Source organism: Streptomyces sp. NPDC001068, assembly GCF_042897315.1.
GTDB lineage: Bacteria > Actinomycetota > Actinomycetes > Streptomycetales > Streptomycetaceae > Streptomyces.
The window spans coordinates 529,276-542,564 of record NZ_JBIAYD010000005.1 but is presented as its reverse complement, the minus strand read 5'-3'; the positions used below and the strand labels follow the sequence as shown (position 1 = coordinate 542,564).

Genomic DNA, 13,289 nt, shown 5'->3' with positions numbered 1-13,289 from the left:
GGAGTAGCACCCTCATGCGTGCAGCAGTGATGTACGGAGCCGGCGACGTCCGCGTCGAAAGCCGGCCCGACCCGAAGATCGCCCAGCCGACCGACGCGGTGGTACGCACGCTGGCCGCATGTGTGTGCGGCAGTGACCTGTGGCCGTATGGGGCGATGCCCGCCACGGACACCGGCCGCCCCATGGGCCACGAGTTCCTCGGAGTCATCGAGGAGACCGGCGCGGACGTGACCGGCCTGAAGAGCGGTGATCTGGTCGTCGCCCCGTTCACCTACAGCGACAACACCTGCGACAACTGCGCCAAGGGTCTGCACATCTCGTGCGGGAACGGCGGCCGGTACGGCTTCGACGGCGTCGACGGCGGGCAGGGCGAAGCCGTCCGAGTCCCCTACGCGGACGGCACCTTGGTGAAGCTGCCGGTGGCCGCCGACTCCGCGCTGCTGCCGTCGCTGCTGGCGCTGTCCGACGTGATGACCACCGGCCACCATGGCGCCGTCACCGCCGGGGTCGGCCGCGGCGATGCGGTACTGGTCGTCGGCGACGGCGCGGTCGGCCTGTGCGCGGTGATCGCCGCCAAGCGGCTCGGTGCCGAGCGGATCGTGCTCGCCGGCCGCCACGAAGCCCGCACCCGCCTGGGCCGCGCGTTCGGCGCCACGGACGTGGTCGCCGAGCGCGACGAGGAGGGCATAGCACGGATCCGCGAGCTGACCGGTGGTGTGGACAAGGTCATCGAGGCCGTCGGCACCCGCCAGGCGCTCGACATCGCGCTCGGTGCGGTCCTGAACGGCGGCACCATCAGCCGCCTGGGCGTCCCCCAGTACGAACAGGGTCCCATCGGCCCGGCCGAGTTCATGCGCAACATCACCCTGACCGGCGGCGCCAGCCCCGCCCGCGCCTACATCGAGCAGCTGATGCCCGACGTCCTGGACGGGACGATCGCCCCCGGCCGTGTCTTCGACCAGGCCTTCGCCCTCGACCAGGCACCCGACGCCTACCGGGCCATGGCCGACCGCCAGGTCCTCAAGGCACTCTTCCGCCCCTGACCACCCACTCCCACCCGCACAGCGAAGGACATCCCGCTCATGCAGAGCGTCACCCTCAACAACGGCGTCGAGATGCCGCTCCTCGGCTTCGGCGTCTACCAGATCCCCGCCGAGGACACCGAACGCGCCGTCTCCAAGGCCCTGGCCGCCGGCTACCGCCTGCTGGACACCGCCGCCGCCTACGGCAACGAGGAAGCCGTCGGCCGCGCCATCATCTCCAGCGGCATCCCGCGCGCGGAGCTGTTCGTCACCACCAAGCTGTGGGTGCAGGACGCGCCCGCCCAGGACAACACCCGCCGTGCCTTCGAAACATCCCTGACCAAGCTGGGCCTGGACCACCTCGACCTGTACCTGATGCACCAGCCCTTCGGCGACGTCTACGGCCAGTGGCGCGCCATGGAAGCCCTCCACCACGAGGGCCTGACCAAGTCGATCGGTGTCGCCAACTTCTACCCCGACCGGCTGATCGACCTGATCCTGAACAACGAGATCACCCCGCAGGTCAACCAGATCGAGACCCACCCCTTCTTCCAGCGCGCCGACTACCAGCACCTCATGCGCGAGCACGGCGTGCAGATCCAGTCCTGGGGCGGCTTCGCCGAAGGCAGGAACGACCTGTTCGCCAACCCGCAGCTCGCCGAGATCGGCAAGGAACACGACAAGTCCGTCGCCCAGGTCGTCCTGCGCTGGCTCACCCAGCGCGGCGTCATCGCCATCCCCAAGTCCGTGCGTGCCGAGCGCATGGCCGAGAACATCGCCGTCTTCGACTTCGAGCTCACCGACGAGCAGATGGCCCAGATCGCCACCCTCGACACCGGCAGCCGCTGGTACCAGCATCGGCGGGAGGCGACCTCGCGCTGCCGTGGCGGGAGCTGACCGGCCGCCGTCTCAGCGCCATCCACGGCCGGCGGTTCGGACACCGGCGCAACCGGTGCTGGAGCCGGCGGACGCACAAGCGAGCGCGGTTGCCGTGGGGCCTGCGGCCATTCCGGCGCGTGGACCCGCCCCGACGAGACCGGTCCGGCACCTGCGCGCCGCCACCCGGCCGGGAACGACCGATCCCCCACTCCCCCGGCGGAGGTGGTCGACGCACGCTTCACGTAGCCGCGTCGCTCTGCCGCCGCACCGGAGTGGGGGATCGGTCGTATGCCGAGGGACTCCGGCGCGGGCGTGGGCGGATCACATCCCGCCGCCGCCGATCCGGGTCGCGCCGACCAGTGCCGTCAGCGCAGCGTGTACGCCGTGGGGATGGTCTGGGTGACGGTGTCGCCCTGGCTGTCGGTCGCGCTGATCCTCAGTCCGACGCCCTTGGCGGCCTTGTCCCGCCGGGGGTCCTTGATCGTCGTGGTGAACGTGTTCTTGCCGGTCACCCTGGTGGTCGCCGGCTGCCAGGTGCCGCCGCCGTCGATGGTGGTCTCCGCCTTCAGGGACGTCACCTTGGGCAGGTCGGTGAGGCGTTGCTGGTAGTAGCCGACGATGGTCACCTGGTGGTTCTCGCCGCCCTTGGCCGTGTTGTCGAGGGCCAGGCCGAGGTCGTAGCGCAGGAAGATCAGGGGTTCCGGGCGGCAGGCCGCCTTGTTGCTGCCGACCAGCTCGCCGATGCACGGGCTCTGTGTCGGTGCGTCGCCCTTGGTCGCCGTCGCGGAGGTGTAGTGCCACACCGTCCTGACGCCGTCGGTGTTCGTCTCGAACGTGTACCGGGCGGACTTCGCCGGCAGGTCGTACGAGACGAGGTCACCGCCCTTGCAGCTGGAGAGCACCATCACCGCCGCGGCTGCGAGCAGGCCCCTCTGCGGCGCCCGCGATGGCACCAAACGGGTCGGCTGGGTGCTGTGCTCGTTGCTCAGCCGGTAACGGTGCGGCGGTAGATCGCCGCTTGCCAGGGCTCCATGGTGAGGTCGGCCGGTGGGGTCGCGAGGTTGGTCAGTAGCAGTTCGGACGACGACCAGGCGGCCGCGTCGTCGATCTCCGCTCGGACGGTCCCGTCCGTGAAGTTGCCGATGACCAGGAGTTCGGTGGTGCCGAGGCGGCGGGTGAAGGCGTAGAGCCGCTCGTCGTGCGGGAGGAGCATGGTGAAGTCCCCGTCGACCACGGCCGGTTCGGTGTGCCGGAGGTCGATCAGTCGCCGGTAGTAGTGGTAGACCGAATCCGGGTCGTCCTGCTGGGCTGCGGCGTTGATCCGGACGTGGTTGGGGTTCACGGGAAGCCATGGCTGTCCGGTGGTGAAGCCTGCCTGCTCCGAGGAGTCCCACTGCATCGGTGTTCGCGCGTTGTCGCGGCTCCGGGCCCGGAGTACGGTCAGTACCTCTTCGGGGTTCCGGCCTTCCTTCTCGATCGCTTCGGCGTACTGCCCCAGGGACTCGATGTCGCGGAAGTCGGCGACGTCCCTGAAGGGATAGTTGGTCATGCCGAGCTCTTCGCCCTGGTACACGTACGGTGTGCCGCGGTGCAGATGAAGAACGGTCCCGAGCATCTTGGCCGAGGCGACCCGGTTGTCAGGGCTGTCGTCGCCGTAACGTGAGACCGCTCGGGGTTGGTCATGGTTGTTCCAGTAGAGGCTGTTCCAGCCGCCTTCCGCGAGACCCGCCTGCCAGCGTCCGAGTATCGCCTTGAGGCTGGTGAGCCGGAACGGGACGAGCTGCCACGGGTCGACGCCCCGGTCGGTCCAGACATGGTCGAACTGGAAGACCATGTCGACCTCCCGTCGCCGCGGGTCGGTGAAGCGAATGGCCTCGTCGACGGTCACGCCCGGCATCTCGCCGACCGTCAGCAGCGCGTCGCGGCCGGCGAAGACCCGCTCGTGCATCTCCTGCAGGAACTCGTGGACGCGGGGGCCGTTGACGTAACCCGCCGAGTCGTCCGGGAAGACGGTGGTGCCCGTCACCCGGCCGTCCGGCAGTGTCGCGTCCTTGGAGATCAGGTTGATCACGTCCATCCTGAACCCGTCCACACCGCGGTCCAGCCACCACCGCATCATCGCGTGGACCGCATGGCGGACCTCCGCGTTCTCCCAGTTCAGGTCCGGTTGCTTGCGGGAGAACAGGTGCAGGTAGTACTCGCCGGTCTTCTCGTCGAACTCCCATGCCGATCCGCCGAACGCGGCGTTCCAGTTGGTGGGTTCGGCTCCCGGTGTTCCGGGTTCCATGCCTTCGCGGGCGGGCCGCCACCAGTACCAGTCCCGCTTCGGGTGGGTCCTGTCACTGCGGCTGTCGAGGAACCACGGGTGCTCGTCGGAACTGTGGTTGACCACCAGGTCCATGATCAGCTTCATGCCGCGCCGGTGGACGCCGGCGAGCAGTTCGTCGAAGTCTTCGAGGTCACCGAAGATCGGATCGATGTTCTGGTAGTCGCTGATGTCGTAGCCGTTGTCGTCCTGCGGAGAGGGGTAGACGGGCGACAGCCAGATGACGTCGACGCCGAGCCCGGCCAGGTGGTCCAGGTGGTTGATGATTCCGCGAAGGTCACCTACGCCGTCGCCGTTGGAGTCCGCGAAACTCCGGGGGTAGATCTGGTAAACGACGGCGCTTTTCCACCAGGGGTTCATCGTGTTTCCTCTCGTAGCATCGACGTCACGCGTTCCTGGGCATTGCCGGCTGATCTCATCGGTGAATGCCGGGACTGTTCGGACCATCGATGTCTTGCGTCCGACGCGGACTGTTCGGTGTTGCGTGGGCCGTCGGCAGGTCACCGGTCCCGATTGCGGGGCGGATTCGCTGTCGAGTTACGGTCGGCGCACCGTCGGCAAACCAACCGACGGTGCGCCACCTCGCCCGTCTGCCGGTCCTCGGTTCGCTACCTGGGCGTCTGCCTGCCCGGTGCGTCCACGAGTCCGGTCAGTCCGGCCTCGGGCTCAGGAGATCCGAACGGAGGACATCTGGTCATTCGCCGCCCCCACATTCGAGTTGTCGGCCGTGTACGTCCACTCGGTACCGTCGAAGTTGCCGTCCTTGAAGACCTCGACCGTCCAGCCGGCCGGCACCTTGAGTGAACTCATCGTGTCGTTCGCGATACCCGCGGCCTCGATCTGGGCCACCGTGTAGCTGCCCTTCGCCAGGGAGACCGCGGAGCCTGCGTAGTTGGCGTCCTCGTAGAACGTCGTCGCGCTCGAAGTTCCCGTGAGGGTCACGTAGTCGATGTTCGCCGCGACGTCACCGGAGTCGTACTGGAGCTTGATCGTCGCTCCGTCGGGGACGGATACCGACACGGTGGTGTCAGCGAACGTGGAGTTCCAGTTCCCCGTGTACGGGAAGTCGACTTTGCGGAGGTAGCTGCCGTTCACATAGAGGCTGAGCCTGGCTCCGTTGTTGGCACTGGCGGTTCTGAAGGTGAGCGAACTCGCCGACGAGAGGTTGCGGAACTCCACGCCCGCCCCGGCTTTGTCGATGCTTCCGACCAGTTGGCCGTTCGATGCCAAGGAAGCCGATTCGTTCCTCCCGGTGCCGTATTTCTGGCCGGTCTCCGCTTCGATCTTTCCGGAGAGCTTCTGGGCGGCGAGGGTGTAGGTCATCGCCGCGAGGCCGGAGGCCACCCCTGTCGACCGCCCGTTCGTCAGGGTCTGGTCGAAGGCCGCCGAGGGGAGGTCATTGTTCCGGTGGTCGTACGACGACTGCGCGTTGTTGCCGAGCCAGTCGAGGTACTGGCTCTGCTTGGCCATCGTGATGAACTTGTACAGGCCGCGGAGGAAGATGCCCTTGAAGACGATCTCGTAGCTGTTCACCGGGTCGGGCCGGTAGAGGCCGCTCTCACCGACAGCGTCCTCGTTGACGATGATCTGCTTGCTTCCGGTCGTGAAGTGGGCCTTCGCGAAGTCGATCACCTTCCTGCCGTCGGTGATGTAGGTGCTGTTCTTCGTCAGGTCGTAGAGGTTGGCTCCCATTTCCAGGAAGACGCCGGCGTTGTAGGTGTAGAGGTTGTTGTCCCAGTCGCGGCCGGAGAAGGAGTTCTGGAGACTGCCGTCCGACCGAAGGAAGCTGGTCTTCAGCCAGTTGTAGGTGTCCTGGGCGATCTGCAGATAGGTCTTGTCCGTGTTCATCGGGTTGTTGTGCACCGTGACGTTCGGGTAGTAGCGGGCCAGTTCGGCCGCCGCGATCCCGAAGCCGTTCGAGGGGACGTCCTTCTGGTCCTTGGTCGTGCGCTCGCGCCAGAAGCCGCCGCCGTCGGCGCTGTCGTAGTAGTCCTTGTAGAAGAAGTCCAGGTGCCACTTCGCCTGGTCGAGCATGTGCTGGTCACCCGTGGCCTCGTACGCGTCGAGGGCGAACTGCGTGGCCCAGGAGTAGTCGTCGTTCCAGTCCGAGTCGTTCCCGATCCATGTCTTCGGGTTCCCGAAGCGGTTGGCGGAATGGGTGTTCTCGTACCGGTAGTACGTCTCGCTGATCTTGTCCTTCCACTGTCCGGTGAGTCGCGAGGCGTCGGTCAGGGTCTCCCGGTCGAAGGACGCCTCCCAGAAGTGAATGGCTCCGCCGTCGGTCAGGCTGGTCTTGAAGTCACCTCCGTTGATGTAGTAGTTGCTGAGGAAGGAGTTCATCGTTCTGACGAGGTCGGACTGGCTGAAGGTCGCGGCCGCGCTCGCTTTCGTGATGTTGGCCAGCAGGCCGGTGACGAGCAGGGCGAACGCGATCACGAACCCTGTCGCTCTCAGCGCGTGGGTTTGGTTCCTCATGGACTGCGGCTCCTTGTGGGTGTCGGTGAACGGCGTGACGCGAGTGGCGCGGAGTGGTTCCCGGTGTTCCCGCAGGACGACAGGGCGGCGAGGGCGCAGGGTCAGCCTTTGAGACCGCCCGCGGTCAGGCCGCTCACGATGCGGCGTTGCAGGAGCAGTACGACGACGATCAGCGGGATCGTCACGACGAGGCCGGCGGCCATCGTCTGCGTGTAGGGGACGATGTGGGGTCCCGCGGTGAAGTTCGCGATGGCGACCGTCGAGGGCGCCACCGCTGTGGAGCCGTTGGAGAGCACGCTGGACAGCAGGTACTCGTTCCACGATGCGAGGAAGACCAGGATGGACGTGGTGAACAGGGCCGGGGCGGCCAGCGGCAGGATGACCAGTCGGAATGCCTGCCCGGCGGTGGCGCCGTCGACCCGGGCCGCGTCTTCGAGGTTCCATGGCATGGCGGCGAAGAAGCTGGTCAGCGTGTAGACGGCCAGCGGCAGCGAGAAGGAGATCTGCGGCAGGACCAGGGCCTGGTAGGTGCCCAGCCAGTGCCAACCGCTGAAGAGCTGGAAGAGCGGGGTCAGGATGGCGACGCCGGGGAACATCGAGGCTCCGAGGATCACCGCCAGCACGACGCCCTTGCCGCGGAAGGACAGGCGGGCCAGTGCGTACGCCGCGAAGACCCCGATCACCATGGACAGGACGGTGACCACCGTGCCGATGACGAGGCTGTTCAGCAGCGACCGCGCGAAGGGGTTGTAGTCCGCGTTGAACGCGTACGTGAAGTTGTCGAACGTGACGTGGCTGAACCACAGGTCGGTCGAGAAGGTGTAGGCGCTGTCCCGGAAGGAGAGCACGAGCATCCAGTAGAACGGCGCCAGACACCACACGAGGATGACCACCGTGGTGGCGGCGGTGCCGACGGTGTTCCAGCGGATCTTCCGACGCGGCCGCGGCCGGACCGACGTCTCGGTGGTGCGGGCGGGGACTGCGGTGACGGTGGCCATCTCACCTCACCGCCTTCGCGTGCGCGCCGAGGATGTTGGCGTTCAACAGTCGGACCAGTCCGAACGCGATCACGAAGATGAGGACGAAGGTGATCGTGGACAGCGCGGATGCCGAGTTGACTCCCCTGGTGAGTTGGTCGACCACGAGGATCGAACTTGTCGTCGTTCCGTTGGCACCACCGGTCAGGATCTTCGGCAGGTCGTACATGCGCAGGGTGTCCAGAGCGCGGAAGATGACCGCGACGGCCAGGGCCGGTCTCACCAGCGGCAGTGTCACGCTGGTGAAACGCCGCCACGCGTTCGCCCCGTCGATCTTCGCCGCCTCGTACGTCTCCTCGGGGATGTTCTGCAGGCCGGCCAGGACCAGCAGTGCGATGAAGGGGGTGGTCTTCCAGGTGTCCGCGATGACGATCGCGGACCGGGCCGGCCACAGCGAGGAGGTCCAGGCGTAGTGGGTGCCGAGGACCTTGTTGACGCAGCCCTGCGGGTCGAACATGACCTGCCACAGCTTGGAGGTGACCGCCGTCGGGATGGCCCACGGGATGAGGATCGCGACCCGGACGGCGGCACGGCCGCGGAACGCCCGGTGCATCATCAGGGCGAACACCATGCCGATCACGGTCTCCAGCGTGCACGCGACGACGGTGAAGCCGACCGTGACGCCGACCGAGCCCCAGAACTGCGACCCGGGGGTTCCGCTGGGACATGCGGTGTAGCCGCCCTCGGGGGTGGCGCACCGTTGCAGGAGCCAGTGCGTGTAGTTGTGCAGTCCGAACCAGGTGTCCCCCGTGGTGAACAGGCCGGTGGCCTGGTCCAGTCCCGGGTCGGTCAGGAAGGACTGGTACACGGCCTTGACGACCGGATAGCCGACGACGAGTGCCAGCAGGAGGAGGGTGGGGGCGATCAGCACATAGGCCAGTCGTGCTTCGCCGGAGTTGCCGGCGCGTCGGCGTGCCGTGGACCGGCGACGTCCGCCATCCGGTTTCTTGACGACTCTGTGCTCTACCTGACCGGTTGCGGTCATGGCTGCTCCTTGCGGTGGGGACGCCGTCCGAGGTCTTGATCGGCTGGGAGGATCGGCCGGGGCCGACGCGCCGGTTCGGGCGCGCCGGTCCGGCAGTTCGTGCCTGTGTCCGTCCGGTCAGCCGCCGGCGGTGGCGGACTTGATCGCCGCCTGCATGTTCGTCAACGCCTGCCGGGTGGTCATGCGGCCCTGCAGGGCGGCGTAGGCGTTGGTCTCGATCGCCTCGGTGACGCCCGGGTAGTACGGGGTGATGGGACGGGGCACCGCCGTCTGGATGCTCTTCAGCAGGTCGGGCAGGTAGGTGAACTTCGCGACGAGTGCCGGGTCGCTGTACATCGAGGTGAGGACCGGCGCCAACGTGCCGACGGTCAGGTTGTTGCGCTGGACCGCGTCGGACTCGATGAACTTCAGGAAGTCCAGGGCGGTCGCCTTGTGCTGGGAGTACGCGCTGATGCCGAGGTTGTGGCCGCCCAGGGTGGACGCGCCGTGACCGGACGGGCCCGGAAGGGGGGCGACGGCGAACTTTCCGGCGACCTTGGAGCCCTTGCCGTTGAGGACGGCGACGGCGTACGGCCAGTTGCGCATGAACATCAGTTGGCCGGCCTCGAACGCGTTCAGGCTCTGGGTCTCCTGGAAGCCCAGCGCTTCCTTGGGGATGTATCCGTCCTTGAAGCCCTTCACGAGGAAGTCCAGGCCGGTGGCGGACTGTGCGGAGTCGACCGTAGCGCTGCGTCCGTCCGGTCCCACGATCGAGCCGCCCGTGGCGTTGATCGCTTCGGCGGCGTTCACGGTGAGGCCCTCGTACTTGGCGAACTGACCCGCGTAGCAGGCGGGCTTGGCACCGGTGATGGTTCCCTTGGCGGTCTTGCCCTTGCAGTCGGCGATCAACTGCTCCCAGGTGGTGGGGGCGTTCTTGGCCAGGTCGGTGCGGTAGTAGAGCAGTCCTCCGTCGGAGCCGTACGGTGCCGCGTAGAGCTTGCCGTTGTAGGTCGCCGACTTGACCGTGGCCGGCAGCAGTTCGGTGGTGTCCAGGGCGTTCGGGCCGGTGAGCGGGATGATCCAGCCCTTGGCCGCGAACTCGGCCGTCCACACCACGTCCACGGTGACCACGTCGTAGCCGGGGTCCTTCGCCTGGAAGTGCTGTTCGAGGTCCGACAGTTGCTGGTCGGCCTGGTCGCTCTGCTGCTTGATCGTCACCTTCTCGTCGGGATGCGTCTTGTTCCACTCGTCGGCGATGAACGGAAGGACGCCACTGTTGTCCTTGCCCGTGACGAACGTGATCGGGCCCCGGGCGTTCGCTCCCTGCGTCGCACTGTCGCCGCCACCGCCCGAGCCGCCGTTGCCGCAGGCGGCTATGACCAGCGTCGCGCTGAGCAGGCCGACTGCGGCCGACACGCGTCTTGCACCCATGAAACGCTCCCCTTCATCACCAGTCATCGATACGATTCGACTGGGTTTCGAGCACGCTAGGGCGCCCCTGAGGGGGTGTCAACGCATGGATTCTTCCTGGGTGTTACGGATGGATAACGGCTCAGTGCGCGGAAGGAGCGGGGCCGGAACTGGCCCGGACGGTCAGTTCGCCTTCGAACAGCATCTGCGAAGGGCCGCTGAGCTGCTGTCCTTCGATCCGGCGGATCAACATCTCCGTTGCCGCCCTGCCCATGGCGGCGGCGACCGGCCCGACCGTGGTCATCGTGGGCGTCGTCATCAGGGCCGCCTGCGCCGGCATGTCGATGGAGACCACCGAGAAGTCCTCGGGGATGCGCCGTCCGTGCTCGACCGCGGCGGCCATGATGCCGGGCGCGGCCTGTTCGTTGAACGCGATGACGGCCGTCGCCCGCGGATCGGCGGTGAGCAGTTCGGCGAATGCCTCGCGGCCACCGGCGATATGGCTCTGGCAGGTCAGCGGGGTCAGCGCGACTCCGAGGTCCTGTGCCGCCCGCACCATGCCGTCGCGCAACCGGATCGCGTTGCCGCGACCGGACGCGATCGTCGCGGCATCCTGGTGCACGAAGCCGAGACGCCGGTGCCCCTGGTCGGCGAGGTGCGCGACGGCCAGCCGTGCGCACTGGTCGAAGTCGGTGTCGACGTAGTCCATGTCGCCCGGGTCAGCGGTCTGCCCCAGCATGGTGAAGGTCAACTCCGAGTTGAAGAGGACCTCGACGCGCGGGTCTTCCAGGCGGACCTCCATCAGCAGTGCGCCGTCCACCAGACCCTGCTGGGCCAGCCCGGCGAGATCGTCGAGCTGCTCTGCCCCGGAGGTCCAGAGCAGCAGGTGGTAGCCGCGGTTCTGGGCGTGGTCGGACGCGCCGAAGATGTACTCCATCGAACCGAGGTTCATGCCCGGCTCGCCCTTGGGGAACAGGACCGCGATGATGTGACTGCGTTTGCTCTTGAGACCCCGCGCGAAGACGTTCGGCCTGTAGCCGAGATCGAGCATCGCCTGCTGGATGCGGATCCGCGTGGCCTCGGAGATGGGCCGAGCACCGGTCATGGCGTAGGAGACCGTGCTGGGCGAGACGCCGGCGCGGCGCGCCACGTCGACCATGGTCGGCACCTTGTCACCAGAACTGCGGGACATGGTCCCCTCCATCCCAGGTCCCCGCAGCCACCCAGTATGACCACTCGCAGGACGTCCGCACCACGAGATCCTGCTCCGTGGCGCACATGCTGCGTAAGTCTAGTCACGGACGGTTGGCTACGGGTTCGGCTGGGTGACCGCCCCAGGCGTGCGAGACCAGTCATATCTCCAGGCACACACCTCGATTCGCCGTACGGCTTTGGCGGCTGCGTCCTCACGACACCGCGGGCCGGGGCGGCCCCTCCCCCGGCCCCATCTCTCCCTCGCGATCTGAGTTCAGCCGCGAGGGCTCGTGATGTGTTCGGGCTGGATCACGTAGATCACGCGGACCTGGTCGCGGCCGCCGAACCAGGGGTAGGGGCCACCGAGGTACTTCTGCGCCAGCGCCTCGATGTGTTCGGCCGCGCCCTCGGTGGTCACCTGCACCACGCGGCCGCGGATCTGAGTGTAGGAGGACGGTGCCGAAGGGTCGGAGACCGCTATGGCCACCCGCGGATCGCGCGCGATGTTGCGGGTCTTCTGGTGCGACTCCACGCTGTTGATCAGAACGTGCTCACCATCGGTGTCGACCCAGGTCTGGGTGAGCTGGGGCGAGCCGTCGGGCATCGTCGTGGCGATGTAGCAGGTACTGGGGCGTCGCAGCATCGCCACCAGGTTCTCGCCGAGGGATTCGGGCACGGGAGTCTCCAGGAGTAGGTCCGGCGGATGGGGCCCACGGTATCCACGTGGGCGGACCGGTCCTCACAGCGCCCCGGAATCCCACGCGGCGCGGATCACCCCAGGGTGACACGAACGCAGAGCCGCGCGACCGACGGCGCGCAGCGGCGCAGATAGCCTGCCTGAGTGAATCGGTTTCAACGGGCCGCCGGCGTGGTCGTGGGCTCGGCGGTGGGTGACGCCCTGGGCGGCCCCTTCGAGTTCGGTCCCGAAGGGGCCTTCTCCGCCCGGTTCCCGACGCCCGGTGCGGGGCGCGAGATGTGCGGGGGTGGTGGCTGGGACCCCGGCGAGGCCACCGATGACACGCAGATGGCCGTCCTCGTCGCGGAGTCCCTGCTGGGGCGGGGTGGACTGGATCTGCCGGACATCTTCGACCGCTTCCAGCGCTGGGCGGCAGCGGATCCCAAGGACATCGGCCTGCAGACCGAGGACGTCCTGACCAACGGCATGTCCTGGGACCTCGCCGCCAAGATCCATTTCCAGGTCAACCAACGAGCGGCAGGAAACGGCTCCCTCATGCGGGCATCGACCTCCGCGGTCTACTTCGCGCCCGCCGGACCGGAAGCCACCATGGACGCGGCCCGCCGCATCGCCGCTCTCACCCACGGTGACCGCGCGGCCTGGGAGGGCACCGCGCTCTTCCACGAACTCATCCGCGTCACGTTCGAGGGCACCGACCCCGTCACCGCGCTTCCGGGCATCCTTGGTCTTGTTCACCCCGACCACCGCGGCCGCTACGCCACGGTCCTCGCGCCCGACTGGCACCCCGACCAGGCGACCGAGTTCAACGGTGCCGTCTGGCCCTGCCTGGGCTCCGCCGTCTGGGCCCTGCGTACCACCGACAGCTTCGAAGACGCGATACGCGCGGCGATCGACCTGGGCGGTGACACCGACACGGTCGCCGCCGTGACCGGAGGCCTCGCCGGGGCGTACTACGGTCTGGACGCAATACCGGCTCGTTGGACCCGGCCGCTCCATGTCCCCCTCCCCGGATTCGACGGGCGGGTGCTCCACCTGGCGGACCTGCTCCAACTGGCGGACCGTCTCGGAGGCGGGCGTTGACGGCCCCCACGTGGCTCTCGGGTAAGGGGATTCAGGGTGTTCGGACAGTTGGACCGGTCGAGACCCTCTTCCGAGGAGCCGTGTGACCCGGCCGTGGGGGCCCCCCCCCGCCCCGGGGGGGGGGGGGGCGGCGGGGGGGGGGGGCGGGGGGGGGCCCCCCCCCCGCCCCCCCCCCCCCGCGGTCCACCGCGGGGGACCCCCCCCG

General features: G+C 67.8%; 11 protein-coding genes. 3 read left to right on the top strand and 8 right to left on the bottom strand.

The window, feature by feature from the left end; translation table 11 throughout:
- Window positions 1-14: 14 nt before the first annotated feature.
- Together ACFY3I_RS17430 and ACFY3I_RS17425 are read left to right on the top strand one after the other, a co-directional pair.
- Window positions 15-1,043 (top strand): zinc-binding dehydrogenase, encoded by a 1,029-nt coding sequence (locus tag ACFY3I_RS17430; protein ID WP_390861317.1) that lies wholly within the window; start codon window positions 15-17, stop codon window positions 1,041-1,043.
- 39 nt (window positions 1,044-1,082) lie between these two features.
- Window positions 1,083-1,919, top strand: a complete 837-nt coding sequence (locus ACFY3I_RS17425; RefSeq protein WP_390861316.1) for an aldo/keto reductase — start codon at window positions 1,083-1,085, stop codon at window positions 1,917-1,919.
- Between the two features lie 347 nt (window positions 1,920-2,266).
- Here the strand turns inward: ACFY3I_RS17425 and ACFY3I_RS17420 are convergent, their stop codons facing one another.
- The 8 genes from ACFY3I_RS17420 to ACFY3I_RS17385 all read right to left on the bottom strand — a co-directional run bounded on the left by ACFY3I_RS17420 (window position 2,267) and on the right by ACFY3I_RS17385 (window position 11,983).
- Window positions 2,267-2,806 (bottom strand): hypothetical protein, encoded by a 540-nt coding sequence (locus tag ACFY3I_RS17420; protein WP_390861315.1) that lies wholly within the window; start codon window positions 2,804-2,806, stop codon window positions 2,267-2,269.
- 80 nt (window positions 2,807-2,886) lie between these two features.
- Complete coding sequence (locus ACFY3I_RS17415; protein ID WP_390861314.1) at window positions 2,887-4,587, bottom strand: alpha-glucosidase; 1,701 nt, start codon at window positions 4,585-4,587, stop codon at window positions 2,887-2,889.
- A 306-nt stretch (window positions 4,588-4,893) separates the two neighbouring features.
- A complete protein-coding gene (locus ACFY3I_RS17410; protein WP_390861313.1) occupies window positions 4,894-6,702 on the bottom strand; it encodes a glycoside hydrolase family 76 protein in 1,809 nt (602 codons plus the stop codon).
- Window positions 6,703-6,803: 101 nt separating this feature from the next.
- Window positions 6,804-7,700: a carbohydrate ABC transporter permease gene (locus ACFY3I_RS17405; RefSeq protein ID WP_390861312.1), complete on the bottom strand. Its 897-nt coding sequence runs from the start codon at window positions 7,698-7,700 to the stop codon at window positions 6,804-6,806.
- 1 nt (window position 7,701) lies between these two features.
- On the bottom strand, window positions 7,702-8,724 hold the full coding sequence (locus ACFY3I_RS17400) for a carbohydrate ABC transporter permease (RefSeq protein ID WP_390861311.1): 1,023 nt from the start codon (window positions 8,722-8,724) through the stop codon (window positions 7,702-7,704).
- A 117-nt stretch (window positions 8,725-8,841) separates the two neighbouring features.
- Window positions 8,842-10,134: an ABC transporter substrate-binding protein gene (locus ACFY3I_RS17395; RefSeq protein ID WP_390861310.1), complete on the bottom strand. Its 1,293-nt coding sequence runs from the start codon at window positions 10,132-10,134 to the stop codon at window positions 8,842-8,844.
- Window positions 10,135-10,255: 121 nt separating this feature from the next.
- Window positions 10,256-11,305 carry a LacI family DNA-binding transcriptional regulator gene (locus ACFY3I_RS17390; RefSeq protein ID WP_390861309.1) on the bottom strand — a complete coding sequence of 350 codons (1,050 nt, stop codon included), beginning with the start codon at window positions 11,303-11,305 and terminating at the stop codon, window positions 10,256-10,258.
- Between the two features lie 276 nt (window positions 11,306-11,581).
- Entirely contained in the window at window positions 11,582-11,983 is a 402-nt protein-coding gene (locus ACFY3I_RS17385) for a PPOX class F420-dependent oxidoreductase (RefSeq protein WP_390861308.1), read from the bottom strand.
- A gap of 165 nt (window positions 11,984-12,148) precedes the next feature.
- Between ACFY3I_RS17385 and ACFY3I_RS17380 the strand changes: the two genes are divergently transcribed.
- Window positions 12,149-13,084, top strand: a complete 936-nt coding sequence (locus ACFY3I_RS17380) for an ADP-ribosylglycohydrolase family protein (protein ID WP_390861307.1) — start codon at window positions 12,149-12,151, stop codon at window positions 13,082-13,084.
- Window positions 13,085-13,289: the final 205 nt, after the last annotated feature.